Origin of the sequence: Desulfonatronovibrio magnus (assembly GCF_000934755.1) — a bacterium.
Lineage (GTDB): Bacteria > Desulfobacterota > Desulfovibrionia > Desulfovibrionales > Desulfonatronovibrionaceae > Desulfonatronovibrio > Desulfonatronovibrio magnus.
Window position 1 is genome coordinate 586,701 of record NZ_KN882175.1, and the last position, 21,674, is coordinate 608,374.

Genomic DNA, 21,674 nt, shown 5'->3' on the forward strand with positions numbered 1-21,674 from the left:
CACGGCTATGATTCAGAAAGCCTCAAGACTACCTGCACATTGTCACCCTGCCAGTTCTCTCCAGGTCCAGGAGCGTGATCTTTAACCAGAACTCCTTTGCCTTTTAATACAGGAACAACTCCTGCACGCAGCAGACTTTCCATGGCTTCCCTCAGACTGACTCCACGCAAGTCCGGCATCTCATTGCCCAGCATGCTCGTATTCCTTCTCTGGGTGACACTGAATCTGCCATTATCTGAAACACTGATTTCTGTCAGATTCGGAACATTTTGAGCATGGTAGCTGCGCAGCCTGAACCCTGACCCTGAAGCCATTATACTGTTGCCAATCTGCGCGAAAACAGGAGCTGCCACCACTCCTCCATAATGCTGTGGCGCGGGCTCATCAACAATAATCAGCACCAGATACTCGGGATCAAGTGCTGGAATAAAACCCACAAATGATGCTACGTACTTATCGCCATAACCTCCCGACTCAGATGCTTTTTGAGCTGTACCGGTTTTTCCCCCGACCTCTATTCCTGATATGGCGGCTCTTGTACCTGTACCATCCATCTCGACTACTTCCCTGAGCATTTCCATTACCTGCCGACTGACCCGGGGTGAAAAAACCTGATGTCCTTCATTTTGGACCCTGCTTTCATTCATCAAAATATTAAGATCAGTAAATCGTCCGTCGTTGGCCAGGGTCAGATAAGCCCTTGCAAGCTGCAAAGGAGTTCCTGACAAGCCCTGACCAAAAGAGATGGTGGCCAGGTCCATTCTGCTCCACACATTGGGAGGCCTCAAAATGCCGCGCGTCTCTCCAGGCAGAGGCAAACCGGTTGTTTCTGCAAAACCCAGCCTGTCTAAATATTCAAAGTACTTCCCGGGACCAAGATCCAGACCTATTTTAGCTGAACAGATATTACTGGAATATCGGATTATTCTGTTTATTGTCAGCCAACCGTGGTCTCGCACATCTCTTATATTATTTCGTCCCAGCCTCCATCTGCCATTTTCGCAAAAGTATATGGTATCGTGATCAACAATGCCTTCTTCAAGAGCTGCTGCAATTAAAAAAGGCTTAAGGGTTGAGCCAGGTTCCAGAGCATCCACCGCACCTCGATTTCGCCAGATTGATGAGTGGCTGCCCCGGAAATTATTGGGATTGAAAAAAGGATAATTTGCCCAGGCCAGGATATCACCAGTTGGAACATGCACCACAAGGGATACACCATGTCTGGCGTTATAATTTTCAACTGCACGGGATAGTGCCTTTTCCGCAGCGAACTGGAGCTCTGCATCAATGGTCAGGACAACATCACGACCCGCCACTTCGCTGGACACATCCTGTGGCATCAAGGTCATTCTGTGGCCTGATGCATCTCTTTGCAATGCCACCAACATTTCAGCTCCAGCCAGAGTTTCTTCAAGAGATTTTTCCAGGCCTTCCAGACCCTCATTATCCACTCCTACAAAACCCATAATCTGGCCAAGCATATGACCTCTGGGATAGACCCGGGTGTGCTCGTCAATGATATAAATCCCAGGAATTTTTTTTTCAGCGATGGATTGTGCCCGTCTATCACTGATTTTCCTCTGAACCCAGACAAACCTGCTCTGCCGGTCCAGAAGCTGTCTCAATCTGCCTGAATCCACATCCAGAACTTTTGCCAGCTCAAACGCTGCTCGTGCGCTGTCCTCGACACGAAGAGGATCAGCATAGATTGATTTTACACGTACGCTTTGAGCCAGAACCACACCGTTACGGTCAAAAATCTCCCCCCTTTTGCCTGTGATTTTCTCTCTGCTGAAGTACTGACGATCAGCCATCCGGGCCAACTCTTCTCCCTGGAGCACCTGAACAAAAAAAGCTCTGGACCACAGCCCTGCCCAGGCAATAATAAACAGACTGAGGATCAAAATAATCTTCAGCCTGCTCCTGTCTTTTTTGGTAGTATCAGTAACTCTTTTGCTCATATCTAAATCTTATATCAAATTGAGAGAAAAAACTTCTTGCCCAGCCAATTTCCATAACTCTGGTATTTTTTATACCTTCATCCCAGCATCACATAATTCCAGCATCCCAGCATTCCAGCATCCCAGCATTAAAACCCTATTTTTGTATTTTCCGTATCTGACTGTCATCCGGGCTGAAAAAACCTCTTTGTTCCCCCAGTTCTCGCAGCCTGTATGGAGATAAAAGATTATTTTTTTCTATTGTCAGTTTAATTTTTAATTCCTGGTTGTCTCTAAATTCACTTTGCAGACGCTGCATCCTGTAGGAAAGATCAACCCTTTCAATATTGACCCAGACCGTAGCCAGCCCAACAACAAAAGTCAGCACCAGAACCATCACCAGCCTGCCCCATGCTCCTGAATTAAATATCATATCAGACGTACCCTGTTCTTTGCGCGGCCCTTAGCTTGGCGCTTCTGGATCTTGGATTATCAGCAACCTCTTCATCAGATGCCATAACAGGCTTTTTGGTCAAAATCTCAAACTGCTTTTCATGTCCACAGCAACACATTGGATACTGTGGGGGGCAAAGGCATGTTTGAGCAAGTTTTTTAAAGCTGTGTTTCACCAGCCTGTCTTCAAGAGAATGAAACGAAATAACGACAATCCTGCCTCCCGGCCTCAGGTATCCGGGTATTTTTTTAAGAAAAAACTCGAGACTCTCCAACTCGCAATTTACCTTCATCCTCAAGGCCTGAAAAGTTCTGGTGGCTGGATGATTCCTGGCCATTGCCCTTTTTTTCGCTGGATAAGCCTTCTCAATTATCTCGGCCAGTTCTAAAGTGGTCTGAATTTTTTTTTGCTCTCTTGCATCAATTATTGCTCTTGCAATCTTGCCGGCAAGAGGTTCTTCACCATATTTTGCTATAATATTGCGCAATTCATACTGGGATATTCTTTCCAGCAGCTTAGAGACAGGCTCAAACCCAGAACCTTTGCCCATACGCATGTCAAGAGGGCCGTCCTTGATAAAACTAAAACCCTTTTCAGGGGTATCTAACTGCAGAGATGATACTCCAAGATCAAGGATGACTCCATCAAGCTTCTCCCATCCCAATTCCAGCATATAAGAATCAAAATTTTCAAATGAGCCCTGAAAAATAAAAAGTCGGTCCTGATAAGACTCTAACCTCTGCTGTGCGGCTGTTATGGCATCAGCATCATGGTCAGCGCCCAAAATAAAACAGTCACCCTGGCAGGCATTATATATTTCCAGGCTGTGTCCGCCTCCCCCCAGGGTACCGTCAAAATATCTGCCACCCTTCTCAGGCTGTAAATAGTGCATCACCTGATCAGGCATGACTGACTTGTGAATACTCACATTAAAACCTCAGTTCAAAGCCGTTTTCAGCAAGAGAATCCATTATGCCATCAAAATCCTGCTCCATTTTTTTGCGTTGCGCTTCAAAGCGAGTCAAATCCCAAATTTCAAACTTTCTGCCTACTCCTGCAAGCACCACTTCCTTGGTAATTTCCGCATAAGTTCGCAAATACGGAGGGACAAGTATCCGTCCCTGCTTATCTAAGGTGGTCTGGGTTGCACCGGATATAAAGAACCTGTGAAAATCCCTGAACTTTCTGTTGGCCATATTGAGGCGGTTAAAACTCTGTTCAATCTCTTCCCATTCAGGTAAGGGATAGGCAACGACACAATCATCAAAGTTAGTGATCATGAGCTCTCCACCCGGAGCCTGCTCCATAATCACTTCCCTGAAATCAGGCGGCAACATAAGCCTGCCCTTGGGATCTATACTTCTTTGACTGTGTCCTCTAAACATTGACTCCCCTTTAACAACCACCATTTACCACTTTTTACCACCTGATTTCACTTTAGGCAAGAGAAAGTCAATCGGAAATTTTGTTATTCGAATTACAATACAATAGTTAACGACTCTTTTCACAGATAACTATCTATTATTTCATAATATTTTTTTTTTGATTTTTTTAAAAAAAATTTCTATCTGGGAAAATTGTTGATCTTTAAAGCATTGCAAGTATATGCATTAAAAGGTAAGGTTAAGGAAATTACATAAATTTTCAGCAGAAAACCTTTATTGTCTGCAGGCGGTTCAGCCCCCTTTAATGAAACAAGTAAGAGGAGCATTACCCGTTTCTGAAAATTGTTAATTTGAGTTGTATGTCATAGCTGCTTTAGAATTAAAACCTGATTGCGAGAGCTTGGCACAGGGAAAGGGGAGACTGACCCTGCTTTCCACAGAAAATGGCTAAACAGTTACACATTTTGAAAACCTAATAAAAGGATAATTCATGCACACTAAAATTCTGGCCACCATCGGCCCAGCCTGCTCAGAAAAAAAAATGATTCAACAGCTTACCGACAGGGGAGTTAGGATCTTCAGACTGAATTTTTCCCACGGCTCAGCTGAAGACTTCATAGATATCATCAACAGAATAAGAGAAGTGGAAAAGGAATCCAATGTCAGTCTGACCATTCTCCAGGACCTTTCAGGCCCGAAAATAAGAGCAGGAGATTTGAAAGAATCTCCCATGTCCATAAATGTCGGCGACGAAATCCATATGGGCCCCTCAGATGCAGCCGCTGAATATCTTAATTACATACCTTTTGACCATCCCCGCCTTTTGTCGGATCTCAATACCGGAGATATTGTCCGGGTCAGCGACGGTGGCCTTAAATTTGAAGTCACTGGCCGCAAAAATGATATGATCAGTCTGGTAGCTGCTGATGCCGGCATTATCTCCTCGCGCAAGGGTATTTCCTTTCCAGGCATCAGAACATCCATATCCGCCCTGACAGACAAGGACAGAAAAGATCTGGCTGAAGGCCTTGATCTCGGCATAGACGCTGTTGCCCTGTCCTTTGTGCAGGGGCCTGAAGATATTGCCGAGGCTAAGGATATTATTGAGGAAAAAGGAAAGTGGATTCCTGTTGTGGCCAAGCTGGAAAGAGAGATAGCCCTTAAAAGGCTTGATGAGATTATTGATATATGTGATGTAGTTATGGTTGCCAGGGGAGATTTGGGGCTGGAATGTCCTCTGCCCTCTCTGCCTACATTACAGAAAAGAATTATTTCAGCTTGCAATGAAGCAGCCAAGCCGGTCATAGTTGCTACTCAGATGCTTCTGTCCATGGTTCATAATCCCATGCCCACCAGGGCCGAGACCACTGATGTAGCCAACGCAGTTCTGGATGGCGCAGATTGCCTGATGCTCTCCGAAGAAACTGCCATTGGCAATTATCCTGTGGAAAGCGTCAGTTATATGCGTGAGATCTCTTCAGAAGCTGAAAAACTGTTCTTTGAGAAAAAAATCAGTCCTGTGGAACCAGCCCGAACCGGAGGAGAAAGTTTCCTGGCCTACGCAGCATGCCTTATGGCTGACAAGGTTAAAGCCAAAGCGCTGGTGGCCCACACAGACTCTGGCTTTACCGCTCGACTCATAAGTTCGTGCAGACCGCGACAGAATATTTATGGCTTGAGCCCCAACTGCAATATGCAAAAATACATGAATTTCTCCTGGGGCGTAACATCAGTGGATATTCCTGAAGAACCGCATGACCATCTGCAGCGTACTGAGAATTTTGCTGAAAGTTTTTCCGACTTTGCCTCTGGAGACAGGATTGTTATTACAGCCGGACACCCCAAAACAGGACAGGAAAGATCTTTAACTAACCTTCTTAAAATATACAGAAAATAATTATGAAACAAACAGATATTGATACCCAAACCCTTAATGAAGAGTTTTATCAGATATCTCCGGATATACTGGCCAGCTTTCCCAAGTTCAGACTCCCACTGAATTTATACCGCTTTGATGAAAAAATATCCCAGCTTGCACCTTACTATAAGAAAGGAAATAGACTACCGCAGGAACAGCAGAGAGAGATGGCCAAAATAAGCAGAGAGGGCCAGCTTTTTGTATCTCGGGAAGACCACAAGATTTATGCCAAACACATTAGTAAACAGCTTGACCTGGTTCTCATGGATAAGCACCTGACCACCGGTGAAATAGTTTACATCATAAAGTATGCCCTTACCGAAAAAATTGATGATTTTTTTGAACAGCCCGTTGACGCAGCCCTGAGCAAACTATTTTCAGACACAAAAGTAGTGACTGAATATATTATCTCTGAACTTGACAACATCAACCATCTTTTGAACCAGTTGCATGAAGATTACTCCAATGCACACCTCTGCTACAATAGCTCCATCTTAGGCCTGGCTGTATTTCTTGATGCTCAAGGTGAAGAATATAAAAGAAAGGCTCTGGATCAGCTGGCCTTAGGCCTTTTCACCCACGGACTCGGGCTCTCCAGAATACCCAAGTTCATCCTGGAGAAAAAAACCAATCTGACTCCTGATGAGCAGAGCAAACTTACCAACTATCCCATGAACGGGGCAGGAATAATGCGCAAGCTTGATATCATGGATGAAATCGTCTTAAATTGTCATCTTGAGCATAAGGAAATGATGGATGGCAGTGGCATTCCCCGGGGGATGCGCGGCAACGAACTGAGTCTGCATGGGAAAATTGCTTCAGTCTGTCACGCCTTCTGCGAACTGACGCTCATTAGAAACGACAAATCCCTGCCATATAACAAGGCGCTTGAGTTCCTGACAGCATCTCAGCAGAAATATGACCCAAAAATCACCAAAAGACTGAACAAAATCGTTTTGAAACTGATGGGAAGACAGCAACTGAATAAATCATGATGCGTAACTTACAAGTAACTACAATGTTTTTGCCAATAAAATCAGATGTTTACAGTTTTCATATTTTGACGATTTTTGCTCATGATTGATGCACATTTGCCAGAAAAGTTCCGTCAAAGATGAGAGCTTTACGCCTGGTACAGGGACTGTCCCTCGCTGTGTAGATTTTTTCATCAAAGCAAATTTCTTCCAGGAACCAATGCAGAATCAATCTGTTTTATAGTACCTCGCGGGGACTGTCCCAATTTCCAGAAAAGTGACAGAGTCTTAAAGTTACTCGCAGGTTCGGTCCTGGTCCGCCCAGGTGAGGAGCTATTAAGCAAGATCGAATAAGAATACATGGGGCTTGGATCCGTTATCCCGGACTCGATCCGGGACCGGGGTGAAAGTTAAAGCAGACACTTGCCTTTTTTGTTATTACGGCAAGAGCCGGAACCCATTACATTGGAATAAACTGGCTGTCTGTAGTGAATAGTTACGATGGACCTTTAACATATCTGGGTTGCGCAAATCATCTTTCCTGGTAAAAGGCCCTGGAAGACTTTTTTTCCGCCACCATGACCCAGTCCGGATCAACCTGGGGCGGCAGGACAGGCTTTATTCTTTCATAAATATATCTTGCAATATTTTCTGATGATGGATTTATGGTTTTGAAATATTCCAGGTCATTGAGGTGCTTATGATCAAGCTCCTCCAACACTGTATTCAAAATTTTTTTCAAATCTTTGAAGTCCATGAGCATTCCGGTATCGGCATTCACTTCTACTCCCTTAACCTGCACTTCCACTTGGAAGTTGTGTCCATGCAGATTCTCACATTTTCCACAATAATTGCGCAACTGATGAGATGAGCTGAATTCCGCACTGACCCTTAATTGCCATTGAGGCCTTGTCATATCTTACCTGCTTTTTTTCCTGTCCGGTTATTGAATCCCCGACCTGCTCAGTTCCGACCAGAACTCTCTGCCAGGGGTTACACTGAATTTTGGCCCAAGCTGCATTCTGCACTGGACTTCGTCATCTAAAACTACGTTCATCTGCACAGGCACCTTACCAGGAAACCGGTTTACAATATCTTTCAAGGTTTCAAGCACCTTGGAAACGTCTTTCTCCGTGTTTACCAGAAGATCAATGCGCACTGGTTCTGAGCCTGCTGAAATTACATCTTCGAGAGACAATACCTCTATGGCCGTAAACTTGACCTTTTTTTGAACTTCAGATCCTCCATTACTCTCTGCCTGGGATCCTCCCTGATAACCACTGACCTTGGCCTTAACCACGAGAGGCTCTTCGCTGTCCACGAGAGAACGGGATTTTGAATAAACATCCGGAAAAAAAACCACTTCGGCTGACCCTGTCATGTCTTCAATCTGACAAAATGCCATCTTTTCACCCTTTTTACTCATGATTTCTTTTTTACCAACTACCACGGCAGGCAATTCCACTTCTGTATGCGCCCCCAGCTCCTGACAGTTCTGGATATTTTTCAGGTTGAGACGGGAAATATCACGCCTAAAAGGCAAAAGGGGATGACCGCTCAGATAAAATCCCAGAGCTTCTTTTTCTAACTTGAGCTTTTCATCTTCAAGAAACTCAGGCTCCTGATTTTCAGGACATTCAATACCCAGACCACAGACAACCGGTTTTTTATCAGGCGCTATAAGACTAAGTAAAGACGGCTGGCCTCGGTATTTAGGTTTGGCGGCACGCTGCGATCTGGCAACAACCATATCCATGCCGGACATAAGCGCCTTGCGAGAACATCCAAAACAATCCATGGCACCGCTTTTAATGAGCATTTCCACTACTCTCTTGGTTACTTTACGCAGGTTGACCCGAGTACAAAAATCCAGCAGGCTTGTATATGGCCCTTTTTTCGTCCTTTCTTTGACAATACTCTCAATGGCCCCTTTGCCCACGTTTTTTATAGCGCTTAGACCAAACAAAACTTTCCCCTCATCAACACTGAACTGATACTGACTTGTGTTGACGCATGGAGGAAGAATATCAATCTCAAGATCACGAGAGGCATTGATGTGAGAAATGACCTTGTCAGTATTGCTGACTTCAGAGGTAATCAGGGCAGCCATGAACTCCTGGGGGTAATGGGCCTTGAGATATGCTGTCTGATAAGAAATGAGGGCATACGCTGCACTATGGGACTTATTAAAACCATAGCCTGCAAACTTTTCCATGAGATTGAAAATATATTCAGCTGTTTCCTCAGGCACATTGTTCTTTCTGGCCCCATCCATAAATTTGGAACGCTGCTGAGCCATTACTGCGGGCTCTTTTTTGCCCATGGCCCTGCGAAGCATATCCCCGTCCCCAAGAGAATAGCCCGCCAGAACCTGAGCGATTTTCATTACCTGCTCCTGGTAAAGTATCACTCCGTAGGTATCTTTGAGGATTGGCTCAAGGTCCGGATGAGGGTATTCCACCTGGGTCCGTCCGTGTTTGCGATTTATGAAATCGCTGACCATGCCGCTTTCCAGAGGGCCAGGTCTGTACAAAGCCAGAAGCGCAATAATATCCTCAAAACAATTGGGCTGAAGTTCGGTCAAAACATTACGCATACCTGAACTTTCCAGCTGAAAAACCCCGTCAGTCAGCCCTCTCCCCAGCAGCCTGAATGTCTCTTTATCATCAAGAGGCAGGGTATTAATATCCGGCACCTGTTTGTTGCTGGACTTTATCAGCTTCAGAGAGTCACTTATAACGGTCAAGGTTTTGAGCCCCAGAAAATCAAATTTGATAAGCCCTACCTTTTCCACCCTCTTCATATCGTACTGAGTTACAACCTCGCCCTTTTTCCCCTTGTAAAGAGGAAGGTATTCATCCATGGCCTTGTCTGAAATCACAATGCCCGCAGCATGGGTGGATGCATGCCTGACCATGCCTTCCAAGCGCCTGGCAATATCCATGAGCTTGGATACCTGCTCGTCTTCTTCCATCAATTTTACCAGATCCGGCTCCCTGTCTATGGCCTTGTCCAGTGTCATCTTAAGTTCATCTGGAATGAGCTTGGCTATTTTGTCAACATGACTAAGACTTATGCCCATGGCCCGGCCCACGTCTCTAATGACAGCTCTGGCTTTCATGCTGCCGAATGTGGTTATCTGGGCCACACTGTCATGACCATATTTATCAGCAACATACTTGATTACTTCCTCCCGGCGGTCATAGCAGAAATCCACATCAATATCAGGCATGCTGGCCCTTTCCACATTGAGAAACCTTTCAAACAGCAGGGTATACTTAATGGGGTCAAGGTCAGTAATGCCCAGAGCATACGCAGCTATACTGCCAGCAGCCGAACCCCGTCCCGGCCCCACCGGAATACCCTTGTCCTTGGCCCAGTTGATAAAATCCTGCACAATAAGAAAATAGCCAGGAAAACCCATATCACAGATGATGCCTGTTTCTTCATCCAATCTTGCAAAATATTTTTCCCGGTCTACTTCATATGGTAATTTCTTTATTCGCTCTTCCAGACCTTGCCGGGCAAGAGTAATAAACTCATGCTCCAGAGTGTCTGCCTTGGAAGGTTCATAATTGGGAAAATGATGTTTGCCCAGGTCTAAGTCAACATGGCATTTGTCAATTATTTGCTGCACACTTTCCAAAGCCATGGGACAATGGGCGAACTCCCTTTCCATTTCTTCAGGAGATTTAAAGTAAAGCTCGTCAGTGTCAAACTTCATTCTGGACGGGCTGTCAATTCTGGAATTGGTCTGAATGCACAGCAAAGTATCATGCGCTTCTACATCATCAGCATTAAGGTAGTGACAATCGTTGGTGGCCACAAGAGGCAGACTGTTTTTCCTGGACATCTCAATGAGTTTTTCATTCACCTCTTCCTGCTCTTTGATGCCATTGGCTTCAAGTTCCAGGTAAAATCTGCCCGGAAAAATATTTGCGTATTGAGCTGCACTTTCCATGGCCTGGTCAAAACCTTGTCTGCGCATCACATGCTGCACTTCACCCTGCAGACAGGCGGATAAGGCGATAAGCCCGTCGCTGTTGGCCTTGAGTATTTCCTTGTCCACTCTTGGTTTATAATAAAATCCCTTGAGCCAGCCTATGCTGACGATCTTGATAAGGTTTTGATATCCCTGATTATTCATGGCCAGGAGCACCAGGTGATAACGAAGCTGCTCCTTTTCCTTATGGCTTTTACTCGCAACATATACTTCACAGCCGATAATGGGTTTGACACCGTACTTTTTCGCCGTAAGATAAAAAGTAAGTGCCCCGAAAAGATTGCCGTGATCAGTTATGGCCACTGCAGGCATACCCATATCCACAGCCTTGGAGCAAAGATCTTCAATTCTGATGGCTCCATCCAGTAGACTGTATTCAGTATGGCAGTGCAGATGAGTAAAATAAGACATAATTATTCCTCAATATATAGATATCTTTTAATTTTCTGGGTTGGGGTCTTTTCAAAAGGTTCAGTCTGCTCAATGATTTTGTGCAGTCTGGAAAACTCAGAGACCTGCGAATTTACATTTTGCCGCAGTTCCTGCAGTAGTTCCTTTACCTGCTGAGCCACTTTTGTCTCTGGAATATTTTTCAGACCAAAATCCTCATCAAGTTTTTCATAATTGAGATGCACCCTGGCTATCAGGCGGTTGTTCACAGAATAGACCAGGGATTCAAGTACGTAGTCATATTGATTGATCACTGCCTCAACTTCCTCAGGGTATATATTTTCACCGCTGGGCCCCACAATAACATTTTTGAGCCTGCCCTTGATATACAGATAGTTGTCCTGGTCTATCTTGCCCAGATCACCTGTATGCAGCCAACCTTCAGGAGTAAGCACTTCACTGGTAAGTGCCGGAGATTTGTAATAACCCTGCATTACATTGGGGCCTTTAACCAGTATTTCCCCAATTCCGGTCCTGGGGTCAGGGTTATCGATTTTGATCTCCAGGCCATCTAAGGCAGGACCTGTTGATGTAAACTTGGTCTTATCTGTTCTCGCTCCAGCCACTAAGGGAGCAGTTTCAGTAAGCCCATAACCCACAGAGTAGGGAATCCCTGCGTCCCTTAAAAACATTTCAGCTTCAGGCGCAAGCGCAGCCCCACCAATGCACAGGGCCTTGATTTCCCCCCCAAAGGAACTCATAAGCTTTTTACCGGCCAGCTTGTGCAGCTTCTTACGAATGAATGAAAAACCGTACAAAAAGGACATAAACCTGCTTTTATTCAGTTGAGGCAAAATTCTGGTTTTGAAAATCTTTTCAATAACCAGTGGCACCATGAGCATGATTGTCGGTTTGACTTTGCCCATAGCAGGTATAAGTATCCTGGGTGTTGGCGCCTCCTGCAGGTAATAAACTGCTGCACCGAAGGTGACAGGAGCAAGCAGTCCAAGAGAACACTCATAGGTATGAGCTAATGGCAGGATGGATAAAAATCTATCCTCAGAGCCTGCATCAACAATGTTGCCTGCCATCCTGGCATCATAAACCATACTGCCATGACTCAGCATGACCCCTTTGGAATTGCCTGTTGTACCTGATGTATAAACAATCACCGCAAGATCATCCGGACTTGTGTCGCCCAGTTTATCCCAGCCGGCAAACTTGTAGGCTGATTGCTTAAGTCGATCAAACCCTTTCAGGCTGGTATTTAATGCGTCCTTAATCTTTGTCCTGCTCTGCGGATTTTCATCTACTACAGAAAAGTCATCAATAAGAAAAACAGTCAAGCCTGAAAGGTCAGCATCATCAATTTTGGGAAAAAGAGATCGGGATGTAAAGATGACTTTAGTTTCAGAATGCTTGATGATATGCACAACTGCACCAGAATGGAATTGTGGAAGTATAGGGACAGCCACCGCCCCCATGGACACAACCGAAAGGAAAACCATCCCCCAGTTGGGACAGTTTTCACTGAGTATGGCAACCTTATCCCCTTTTTTTACTCCGCTTTCTTCAAGAAGTGCGCACAGGCCCTGCACTTTATCATTGAGCTGGGCATAGCTTAAAGGTTCTTGACCCACATAACCCAATGCCGGCCGCTGGGGAAAAAATTCAACACTTTTTTGAAAAATTTGACCAATAGTTTGTTCAGTGCTCACAATTTACCTCTAAAAATGTCCAAATTACGTTGCATTGGAAAATCTACCTTGATCTTGAACAGATTTCTGGCAGGCAGGTTAAGGATTTCTATGCCGGTTTTGCGGGTGATATCCTGCAAAGAGTCAGCTACATCCTTTTCAGAGGGTCCGATGTATGTGAACCATACGTTTTGTCGATGCTTGCGCAGGTAGTTATGGGTTACGCCCGGATGGCTGTTGACCTCGGCTACAAACTCATCAAGCTTATCCTCAGGCACGCTGGCCGCACAAAGAGTGCTGTGCCAGCCCAGTTTTTTGGACTGAAAATTTGCCCCGATGCGTCTGATAACCCCTTTTTGTTTCAAAGCTCTGACCACACTCAGGGTTTCTGCTTCAGTCAGTTCAACCCTCTTGCCAATTTCCGCATACGGCCTTGACGCTATTGGAAAATCAGTCTGGATTATATCAAGAATTTGCCGCTCTACAAAGTTCAGTCCTTCCTGGTGATAGTTCATGCCTTATCCTGTTTGCTTTTCATAGGATCATATGTACACAAAGGCTCAGGAGCAAGAAAGTCCTGATCCATGGTAAAAGCTCTGGCCCGGCAACCTCCACACACTTTGTGGTAATGGCATTGCCCACATTTCCCTTTATATTGGGTCTTGTCACGGAGCTTTAAAAAATTGGGAGAATTTTTCCATATCTCAGGAAAAGGGGTTTTTCTGACATTACCGCAATCAAGCTCAAGGTATCCGCACGGTTGAACCTGCCCCACATGGGAAATAAAACAAAAGCCAATGCCTCCAAGGCATCCTCTGGACATGGCATCCAGCCCGAAGTTTTCCTGATTGACTTCTATCTTTTCCTCTCTGGCCCTTTGACGCATAATGCGGTAATAATGAGGAGCGCAGGTTGCCTTGAGATGCATGTTTGTTGTTTTGCGGAAGTCATAAAACCAGTTGAGAACCTCTTCATATTCCACAGCGGAAATGGCCTGATCCTTAATATCCGCGCCTCTGCCAGTGGGGACCAGCATGAATATATGCCAGGCCACTGCACCAAGCTCCTGGGCCAGCTTGAAAATATCCCTGAACTGATGGAGATTGTCCCTGGTCACTGTAGTATTAATCTGAAAGGGAATGCCTGCTTCTTTTAAGTAATCAATCCCCTGCATGGAAAGGCCAAAACTTCCAGGTACGCCCCTGAACAGATCATGTTCAGCAGCATTTGGTCCGTCTATGGAGATGCTGCAGCGCTGGATACCTGAATCCTTCATCAACCTGGCATTCTCCGGGTTAATCAATGTTCCATTGGGCGCCATTACGCAGCGCAACCCTTTGGAATCTGCATAACTGACCAGCTCGAAAACATCCGGACGAAGCAGAGGTTCTCCTCCGGTAAATATCACTACTGGATCTCCTGCCTGCTTGAAAGAATCAATCAGCTTTTTGGCCTCTGCAGTGTCGAGTTCTCCTGCAAATGGTTCAGGATGTGCCTCTGCCCGGCAATGTTTGCAGGCCAGATTGCATGACCTGGTTATTTCCCAGGCTACAAGCCTGAGTCCCGGGCCACCGTGCCCTTTAATATGATGGCCCATTTCAACTCTCCTGTTCAAGCCAACGGGCAATATCAGCAGCGTAATAAGTCAGAATAATATCTGCCCCGGCTCTTTTGATACAAGTAATGGATTCCATGACTATTTTTCTCTCATCTATCCGGCCAGCCTCTGCAGCAGACTTGATCAAGGCGTATTCCCCGCTTACATGATAAGCTGCCAGAGGAAGATCAAAATTTTGTTTCAAGTCCCTGATTATATCTAAATATGGCATGGCCGGCTTAACCATAAGCATATCTGCACCCTCAGCAACGTCTGCGGCTGCCTCACGCATGGCTTCCTTAGAATTGGCAGGGTCCATCTGGTAAGACTTGCGATCACCAAATGATGGCGCACTTTGAGCAGCATCTCTAAAAGGTCCGTAAAAGGCTGAAGCATATTTCACTGCATAGGACATAATGGGCAGGTCTGTATAGCCCTCTGTGTCCAAAGCTTGGCGGATGTGTTTTATTCTTCCGTCCATCATGTCCGAAGGTGCGACAATATCCGCTCCTGCACGGGCATGAGATACTGCTGTTCTAACCAGAATATCCAAGGTAGCATCATTTACCACATGCCCGTTTTTTATTATTCCGCAATGCCCATGACTCATATATTCACATAAGCATACATCAGTGATGACAATAAGCTCAGGAAAAGATCTTTTTAACCTTGAAACAGCCTTTTGAACAATGCCGTCCTCAGCAAAGGCCTGAGAGGCTGCTTCGTCTTTTTCATTGGGCACCCCGAAAAGAATCACGCTGGAAATACCTTTTTCCACGACATCCTCCACATGCTCAAGCAGTTTATCTACTCCAAGCTGATATTGCCCGGGCATGGATTCTATGGGTCTTTCCAGGTCATCGTCCTCTTCTGACACAAAAAAAGGCTGTATCAGGTCCTGGGGTGCCACTGCGGTTTCTCGGACCATCTTTCTGATGGCTGGTGTTTTGCGAAGTCTTCTTCCTCGATAAAAGCTCATACTAATCTGGTCTCCTGTATATGCAGCGAATTTGCAAAGGTTGAAATATTGTAAACGCCTCACACATAAAGTTTTATACACAGGCAAAAGCCAAAATGACCAATATCCCAGCGTTTCAGCCCTCAGCTACCAGCTATCAACTACCAGCTACCAGCTATCAGCCTTAAGTCATCAGCCTGAAAATCCAGTCACTGCCAATAGCAAATGAACCTTATGCCACCTGGGGCCAATGTATAAGTTTCGCAACAATACTATATTTTGAGAATTTCTTCATCCGTCAGGTAACAGGCAGGGTCTTCAGCCCAGATGTCTCCATGGTAAGCCTCTGCCCTGGCCCGAAAGTTTCCAGCGCATACATTCAAAAATCTGCAGCTTGCGCAGCGACCACCCACGTAACTCTTTTTATCTTTCAACCTGGCCAGCAACTCAATGGATGGATCATCCCATATTTCTGAAAAGGGCCTTTGCAGCACATTACCAAAAACGTGATGCCTCCAGAACTGATCAGGGTGCACACTGCCGTCCCAGGAAATACAGCCAATGCCCCGGCCAGAATTATTGCCTTCATTATATTGCAAAAGCTCAAAAACATCCCTGGCTCTGTCAGGATCTTCCTTGAGCAGACGCAGATAAATGTAAGGTCCATCTGCGTGATTATCCACAGTGAGAACTTCCTTGGTCATGCCTGATTCATACATGTTTCTGGTCTCATCCATAATCATGTCCACAAGCTGCCTTGTTTCCGTGTGACTCAGATCTTCTTTCATCAAATCTGAACCACGACCTGAATAAACCAGATGATAAAAGCAGATTCTGGGAATTTCCATATCTCTTATGAGTTGAAAAATGCCGGGGACCTCCTGAACATTCCTCTTATTAACTGTAAAGCGCAGGCCAACCTTAAGCCCCTCTGCCTGACAGTTTTCTACTCCCTGCATGGCCTTTTTAAATGAGCCCTTTACTGCCCGAAAGCGGTCATGAACCTCTTCCCCACCGTCAATGGATATACCTACATATGACAGCCCGACCTGCTTGAGTTCTCTCGCCTTGGACCTGGTTATTAAGGTACCATTAGTGGAAATTACCGCCCGCATGCCCTGACCGACTGCGTAGCTGGCCAACTCCACCAGATCTTTTCGCACCAGCGGTTCGCCGCCTGAAAAAAGCATTACTGGAGAGCCATACTGGGCCAGATCATCAATTATGGCCTTGCCCTGCTGGGTGCTGATCTCGTCGGTTCCTTCCTCCTGCTCAGCCTGGGCGTAACAGTGAACGCATTTCAGATTGCAACGCCTGGTCATGTTCCAGACAACAACGGGTTTTTTATCCTTGGAAAACTGCAGAAGATGAGAAGGCAATTTTCCGGCCTCCCTGCCATAACGTAAAGCATCTGAAGGTTCTATGGACGCACAATATAGTTTTGATATTCCGATCATTTTGTTTCCTTGAAAAAAGTTGCAAGTTTGATGTAATTATTCATCACATACGGCCAGTCTTTTCAACTGCACTGGATTCCGGCTTTCGCCGGAATGACGGAGAAGGGCAACTGCCTGTTTTAGATGTCTCCGCAGCCCTGGACCAGGAGACCAAGTCTTTTTATGCGATCCTGCAGAATGGTTAATCTTTAATAAAATAATGCAGCCATGACGATTACAAGAACAATAGGTGTCAGCATGGCCATGATAACTTTCATGTAAGTTGATTCATGTATCTGTTTGTATCCTATTATTGTTATGCCCAATGACCAGGCTGCACCAATAATTGGTCCGATAAAAGGTAGAAGCCCCAATACCATTGGCGCACTGCCATAGGCAGTTGCCCGGAAAGTGCCTTCAAACCCTGCCCTGCCTGATTGAAAAAGCATCAGAAAAAGATGCGTCACACCTGCGGCTACAAACAGCCAGACACCCATAAAAAAAGGATAAACAATAACAATAAAAAATGAGCCAATGCCCATCATGCCCATACCAAGGCCACTGGCATCGTGTTGAGCAGTGGTGGGGAAAACACCGGCCATATTCCAGATAAAAGTTCCAAGGGCCTGTATTACGGATACCAGTAAAAAAAAGGCCAGAGGCATTACAAAACCCTTTAAAGGCATTTTGTAAAAAAAAGCTGAGGGCGCCAGCATGGCCCTTTTAATGGTTTCTATAAATCCTGGAAAAAAACCATGCTCATCAAGATTTTCCCATGGGACCTCATAACCCTGCTCTAAAGAGTCATCCGAGTCGAGTATGGCTTCACTTTGTTCCTGCCCCCCCATACTTTCAAGACGAGACCAGATGGAGTCATCCTCAGCATTCTTTTCTCCTGTGGGTTCAGGATCAGGCCTTTTAAGCTGTTCCTGATCTTTTACAGAAGGTTCCTCATCAATGTGAAATTCCGGTTGTACCGTCCTGAACTGAAACTTTTCTCCACATTTGGGGCAAGTAGCTTTTTCCGCTTTGGGAGGTATCTTTTCATCAGGTACATTCTGCATAAAATTGCATTTGGGACAAATTATCTCCATTTATACCTATTCCTTTATGACTTTTTTGGTAATAGTTTAGCCTTACAAGCAACTACAGTAGTATATGTAATAAATTCAGGGCATTATGGCTTTAACACACAGATTGCTTCGGTCGCTTAGTCTCCCTCGTGGGTGACAGGTTTTCAGCAACTACATCCCTGACAGCTCAGGTGTCATTGCGAGCGAGTCTTCGAGCGCGGCAATCTCTAACGCCGAACATCCGTTACAGACAACCTTCTTCTCACCTCATACTCTACCGGGATAAAAGCCTGGAATCAAGCTTTGAAATTCAGCAAAAAAAAAGGACCCTCACGGGTCCTTTACATGACTTGAACTATTTCAAAGGTATAGGCTTAATTCTTATACGTCAAAAAAACTTGAACTGTCTGACTGTCTCAATATGCATAGATTTTTTATGCAAAACTTAACCATTGCCCTTCTGCTTTTTTATAACTTCGGCAAATGCCGATCCAACACTCTTAAGCATTTGAATTACTTCATCAATGATTGCAATATCCATCTTCAGGTTGGCCATAAGCAATCGGGACTGGCAAAACATATACATGGCATGCAGATTCTGGGCAACTTCTCCACCTTTTTCAGTATTCAGGCTTCCATCAAGCTCAGCTATAATATCAAGAGCCTTGGATATGGAGTTACCTTTTTCCTGATAGTCCTTTTCTTCAATCATTACCTTGGCCTGCTCCAGAAACTTGATTGCTGCTTCATAGAGCATGACAACGATTTCTTCCTGGCTGGTAGTTGTAACCTTGGTATTAAAGTATGCTCTTGCTGCTGTACTGTACATCTATGACCTCCTCGGGTTTTGCGCGCTGCCATCAACGCGGCTTAAGTACTGTATCGTCCGCAAGAGCAATTTCTTTAGTGTTTTGCTTGAAAAAATTAATCAAAATTCAACGACTGTATCTGAGAACCCATGGCATTCTGCAAACCATCGTAATACCCGAGCAATTCTTCCAGTCTGGCAAACCTCATGCGCAGGTCACGTTCAAATCTGTCAAGCCTTCTTTGTTCAAAATCTATTTTATTATCAATATTGCGCATAATATCTTCATAATTTCTTTCCAGAATCTTTAAAGTACCATTACTGGAGTCGGTCAGATCCTTGAGAATATCACGCATTTCGTTTACTTTTCCTGACTTGAGCCTGACATTTCCTTTATATTCTCCGGGATTCAGATTATCAACCTGAATTGATAAACCTCTTGAATCGCCCTCTCTTGAAGTAATGAAGTTGCCATCAATGCCAGCAGTGTTGCCATCAATTGTGGCCCAAATTATTTTGCCATTTCCATCGATTTCATACTCCACGTCATAAAGCCCAGGCCTGGTAACACCTCTGACAAGAGTACCGAATCTGAAGTCCTGACTTTTTGTATCAGGCTCCAGGTTACCACTTATCAGCTCTGCTACTCCTCTTGGATCATTTTTCAAAACATGATCCAGAACTTCATCATCAATAATATATCTGCCAAAAGTTGGAGATCCCCTTTCAGCGTCAATAGTTACTCCTATTGTAGACATGGAAGGTAAGTTATCGCCTCCTTTCTGGCGATCAAAGCCTATGCCTATGGACGACATAACACTCTTGAGCTTGGCTTCAATCATCTGCAGACCATAGTTTCCAGTAAGCAAAGATCCTTTACCTGACTCACTTACCTTTGTCTGGCTGTTGATTAAATCCAGGACTTCATTAACCTGGTCAACAAAAGAATAAACCTGCTCTTTTATTGCCTTTTGATCATTTTCAATATTGATTTGAGCAAGACCTTCACTATATATATTAAGTGTCACTCCTTCAACAATATCACTGAAAGAATTGGAAGTTCTCTCTATCCAGACCTGATTAACAATATTGCCCTCTTCATCAGTTTCATCTACAGGCCAGCCATTCACTTTAATTTTTGCATTTTGTGCTGCCTGGCTGGTATCCATTTTTTCGCCATCAATATCAAAAAACTTGGACAAAGTGCGACCCTCTTCTGGATTCCCTTCATCATCTTCAGCATATGTAAGCTCAATGACATTATCCTTACCCTGATCCATGCCCCGAAGCTGCAAAAAGTACTCATCTCCCCGGTTTACTATGCTTGCTCTAATTCCAGGATTATTGGGGTCACTATTAATCATATTCACAAAGCCATTTAAACTGGTGTTCTCCGGCAGCTCCAGCTCAACTCTCTTGCCGCCGTAAGAATAGGCAAACTTGTCCTCTCCAGGCTGATTGACTGGGTCACTAGTACTGGCAAAACCTTCTCTGGAAAAAACAATATGATTCTGGGCCAGGCTGCCTACCTCAATATTATAGCTCCCTTCTTCAGCATCACTGTTGGCAGTTGCCCTAACCACTCCTGGGTTGGAGGAAGTTGTCTCTTTGACAAAAAACTTATTCACCGAGTCCATGCTTGCCAGATTGCTTCTTAATGATACCATTTTGGTCTGAAGCTCCTGAAAGGCTTCTACCTTCTCCTCCCAGTCACTTTTCCAAAGTTCCCATCTCGCAACTCGCCGCTGTTCAAGCTTGACCAGCTGTTCCACCATCTGGTTAAAATCAGTACCTGAACCAAGGCCGGTAAAATGCATGCTTCCTGATATGAGATTTTCCATTTCCATTGTATCTGGCATACTTTCAACTCCCGGGAAAATTATTCCTGTTAGATTTATCCATAAGAGAGTTTTGCAATAAAAGTTCCCAAAGACAAAGGGGCTGGATCACGCCCTCTGCGCAAACCAGCCCCTGCCTGAATAATACTTATTTAACCTGACTGCCAGGCGGAAAATTTATCCACCGATAAGCTGCATGGCCATCCTGGGCAGATTGTTTGCCTGGGAAAGCATGGCTACTGCGGACTGGGTAAGTATCTGATTACGGACAAATTGTGTCATTTCCTGAGCCACATCAACATCTGATATCCGAGATTCAGCAGCCTGCAGGTTTTCGGACTGAATCTGCAGATTGGTTATGGTGTTTTCAAGCCTGTTCTGTAACGCTCCAAGCTGAGCCCTTATTTTGTCCTTGGATATAATGGCTTGATCTAAAGTTTCCAGTGCTTGCTGTGCTCCCTGCTGAGTTGAGATGGAGTAACCTCCACTATTTTCAGTGGTGCTATGGTTTGCTCTATTGGGATCTGAGCTATTACCCACACCAAGAGCAGAGGCTGTAGCAATGCCTATTTCAATATAATAGTAATCTTCTTTTGATTGATTTGTAGGCCCAAAATGAATTTTCAGTGGTCCATCGGGAGACAATGTATCAAGATCATTCGGGGACCATTTATCTGGATTATCTCCAAATGTACTGTGTGACAAATTTCCATTAAGCAGGTAAATGCCATTAAATTTAGTAGCATTGGCAATACGGGTGATTTCTGAAGCCATGGCCTGATATTCAGAGTCAATGATGAGCCTCTGATCAGAGTTATATGTTCCTGTAGCTGCCTGTTCTGCAAGTTCTTTCATACGAATAAGCTTTTCATCGATAACACCCAAAGCACCATCTGCTGTCTGAATCAGTGATATACCATCATTGGCATTCCTAATGCCCTGGTTCAGTGCTGCAATATCCGCACGCATAAGCTCTCTTGCTGCCAGACCCGCTGCATCATCAGCAGCAGTGCCTACCCTGAGCCCCGATGAAAGCCTTCTGGTTGAAGTTGCAAGATTTCCATAATGATTCGTAAGATTGTTGGCCGCATTGTTGGCCATTGCGTTGTAATTAATTACCATTGACATAGTGTATTCCTCCTTGAAGTCTGGAAACGGCGTCCTTGCCATTCCTGGTTCTTGTGATTTGAACTATTTATCGAC

The 21,674-nt window shown here is 44.8% G+C and carries 17 protein-coding genes; 2 read left to right on the forward strand and 15 right to left on the reverse strand.

Annotation, left to right across the window (positions count from 1 at the left end; translation table 11 throughout):
- Positions 1-5: 5 nt before the first annotated feature.
- The 4 genes from LZ23_RS14450 to mraZ all read right to left on the reverse strand — a co-directional run bounded on the left by LZ23_RS14450 (position 6) and on the right by mraZ (position 3,779).
- Positions 6-1,961 carry a penicillin-binding transpeptidase domain-containing protein gene (locus LZ23_RS14450; protein WP_045215161.1) on the reverse strand — a complete coding sequence of 652 codons (1,956 nt, stop codon included), beginning with the start codon at positions 1,959-1,961 and terminating at the stop codon, positions 6-8.
- Between the two features lie 136 nt (positions 1,962-2,097).
- Entirely contained in the window at positions 2,098-2,373 is a 276-nt protein-coding gene (locus LZ23_RS14455) for a hypothetical protein (RefSeq protein WP_045215162.1), read from the reverse strand.
- Between the two features lies 1 nt (position 2,374).
- Positions 2,375-3,322, reverse strand: a complete 948-nt coding sequence (gene rsmH, locus LZ23_RS14460) for a 16S rRNA (cytosine(1402)-N(4))-methyltransferase RsmH (RefSeq protein WP_232300502.1) — start codon at positions 3,320-3,322, stop codon at positions 2,375-2,377.
- 1 nt (position 3,323) lies between these two features.
- Positions 3,324-3,779 (reverse strand): division/cell wall cluster transcriptional repressor MraZ, encoded by a 456-nt coding sequence (mraZ, locus tag LZ23_RS14465; protein ID WP_045215164.1) that lies wholly within the window; start codon positions 3,777-3,779, stop codon positions 3,324-3,326.
- Between the two features lie 490 nt (positions 3,780-4,269).
- Between mraZ and pyk the strand changes: the two genes are divergently transcribed.
- A complete protein-coding gene (pyk, locus tag LZ23_RS14470; RefSeq protein ID WP_045215166.1) occupies positions 4,270-5,676 on the forward strand; it encodes a pyruvate kinase in 1,407 nt (468 codons plus the stop codon).
- Between the two features lie 2 nt (positions 5,677-5,678).
- Positions 5,679-6,692 carry an HD-GYP domain-containing protein gene (locus tag LZ23_RS14475; protein WP_045215167.1) on the forward strand — a complete coding sequence of 338 codons (1,014 nt, stop codon included), beginning with the start codon at positions 5,679-5,681 and terminating at the stop codon, positions 6,690-6,692.
- Positions 6,693-7,203: 511 nt separating this feature from the next.
- Here LZ23_RS14475 and queD read toward each other — a convergent pair.
- From queD to LZ23_RS14535, 11 genes are all read right to left on the reverse strand, one after another.
- A complete protein-coding gene (gene queD, locus LZ23_RS14480) occupies positions 7,204-7,587 on the reverse strand; it encodes a 6-carboxytetrahydropterin synthase QueD (protein WP_045215169.1) in 384 nt (127 codons plus the stop codon).
- A gap of 27 nt (positions 7,588-7,614) precedes the next feature.
- Positions 7,615-11,085 carry a DNA polymerase III subunit alpha gene (gene dnaE / locus LZ23_RS14485; RefSeq protein WP_045215170.1) on the reverse strand — a complete coding sequence of 1,157 codons (3,471 nt, stop codon included), beginning with the start codon at positions 11,083-11,085 and terminating at the stop codon, positions 7,615-7,617.
- A 2-nt stretch (positions 11,086-11,087) separates the two neighbouring features.
- On the reverse strand, positions 11,088-12,782 hold the full coding sequence (locus tag LZ23_RS14490) for an AMP-binding protein (RefSeq protein WP_232300503.1): 1,695 nt from the start codon (positions 12,780-12,782) through the stop codon (positions 11,088-11,090).
- Complete coding sequence (gene ahbA / locus LZ23_RS14495) at positions 12,779-13,276, reverse strand: siroheme decarboxylase subunit alpha (RefSeq protein ID WP_435050742.1); 498 nt, start codon at positions 13,274-13,276, stop codon at positions 12,779-12,781. The genes LZ23_RS14490 and ahbA overlap by 4 nt, the downstream gene beginning before the upstream one ends.
- Positions 13,273-14,358 carry a heme b synthase gene (gene ahbD, locus LZ23_RS14500; RefSeq protein WP_045215173.1) on the reverse strand — a complete coding sequence of 362 codons (1,086 nt, stop codon included), beginning with the start codon at positions 14,356-14,358 and terminating at the stop codon, positions 13,273-13,275. Before ahbD ends, ahbA begins: the two co-directional genes overlap by 4 nt.
- A 1-nt stretch (position 14,359) precedes the next feature.
- Positions 14,360-15,337 (reverse strand): porphobilinogen synthase, encoded by a 978-nt coding sequence (gene hemB / locus LZ23_RS14505; RefSeq protein WP_045215175.1) that lies wholly within the window; start codon positions 15,335-15,337, stop codon positions 14,360-14,362.
- A 251-nt stretch (positions 15,338-15,588) separates the two neighbouring features.
- Positions 15,589-16,773, reverse strand: coding sequence for a 12,18-didecarboxysiroheme deacetylase (gene ahbC / locus LZ23_RS14510; protein ID WP_045215176.1), 1,185 nt, complete (start codon positions 16,771-16,773; stop codon positions 15,589-15,591).
- Between the two features lie 188 nt (positions 16,774-16,961).
- On the reverse strand, positions 16,962-17,846 hold the full coding sequence (locus tag LZ23_RS14520; RefSeq protein ID WP_045215179.1) for a YIP1 family protein: 885 nt from the start codon (positions 17,844-17,846) through the stop codon (positions 16,962-16,964).
- 424 nt (positions 17,847-18,270) lie between these two features.
- Positions 18,271-18,654, reverse strand: a complete 384-nt coding sequence (gene fliS, locus LZ23_RS14525; RefSeq protein WP_045215181.1) for a flagellar export chaperone FliS — start codon at positions 18,652-18,654, stop codon at positions 18,271-18,273.
- A 95-nt stretch (positions 18,655-18,749) separates the two neighbouring features.
- The gene (fliD, locus tag LZ23_RS14530; RefSeq protein WP_052507406.1) at positions 18,750-20,492 is read right to left on the reverse strand and encodes a flagellar filament capping protein FliD; all 1,743 of its coding nucleotides are present in this window, start codon (positions 20,490-20,492) and stop codon (positions 18,750-18,752) included.
- 156 nt (positions 20,493-20,648) lie between these two features.
- Positions 20,649-21,599, reverse strand: a complete 951-nt coding sequence (locus tag LZ23_RS14535; RefSeq protein WP_045215182.1) for a flagellin N-terminal helical domain-containing protein — start codon at positions 21,597-21,599, stop codon at positions 20,649-20,651.
- Between the last annotated feature and the right edge of the window lie 75 nt (positions 21,600-21,674).

Excerpts from the sequence above, each read along its gene's own strand:
- ahbA (WP_435050742.1), bottom strand. The coding sequence starts at position 13,276 with ATGAACTATCACCAGGAAGGACTGAACTTTGTAGAGCGGCAAATTCTT.
- mraZ (WP_045215164.1), bottom strand. The coding sequence starts at position 3,779 with ATGTTTAGAGGACACAGTCAAAGAAGTATAGATCCCAAGGGCAGGCTT.
- LZ23_RS14520 (WP_045215179.1), bottom strand. The coding sequence starts at position 17,846 with ATGGAGATAATTTGTCCCAAATGCAATTTTATGCAGAATGTACCTGAT.
- ahbC (WP_045215176.1), bottom strand. The coding sequence starts at position 16,773 with ATGATCGGAATATCAAAACTATATTGTGCGTCCATAGAACCTTCAGAT.
- hemB (WP_045215175.1), bottom strand. The coding sequence starts at position 15,337 with ATGAGCTTTTATCGAGGAAGAAGACTTCGCAAAACACCAGCCATCAGA.
- fliD (WP_052507406.1), bottom strand. The coding sequence starts at position 20,492 with ATGCCAGATACAATGGAAATGGAAAATCTCATATCAGGAAGCATGCAT.
- LZ23_RS14475 (WP_045215167.1), top strand. The coding sequence starts at position 5,679 with ATGAAACAAACAGATATTGATACCCAAACCCTTAATGAAGAGTTTTAT.
- pyk (WP_045215166.1), top strand. The coding sequence starts at position 4,270 with ATGCACACTAAAATTCTGGCCACCATCGGCCCAGCCTGCTCAGAAAAA.
- ahbD (WP_045215173.1), bottom strand. The coding sequence starts at position 14,358 with ATGGGCCATCATATTAAAGGGCACGGTGGCCCGGGACTCAGGCTTGTA.
- fliS (WP_045215181.1), bottom strand. The coding sequence starts at position 18,654 with ATGTACAGTACAGCAGCAAGAGCATACTTTAATACCAAGGTTACAACT.
- LZ23_RS14535 (WP_045215182.1), bottom strand. The coding sequence starts at position 21,599 with ATGTCAATGGTAATTAATTACAACGCAATGGCCAACAATGCGGCCAAC.
- LZ23_RS14455 (WP_045215162.1), bottom strand. The coding sequence starts at position 2,373 with ATGATATTTAATTCAGGAGCATGGGGCAGGCTGGTGATGGTTCTGGTG.
- LZ23_RS14450 (WP_045215161.1), bottom strand. The coding sequence starts at position 1,961 with ATGAGCAAAAGAGTTACTGATACTACCAAAAAAGACAGGAGCAGGCTG.
- queD (WP_045215169.1), bottom strand. The coding sequence starts at position 7,587 with ATGACAAGGCCTCAATGGCAATTAAGGGTCAGTGCGGAATTCAGCTCA.
- dnaE (WP_045215170.1), bottom strand. The coding sequence starts at position 11,085 with ATGTCTTATTTTACTCATCTGCACTGCCATACTGAATACAGTCTACTG.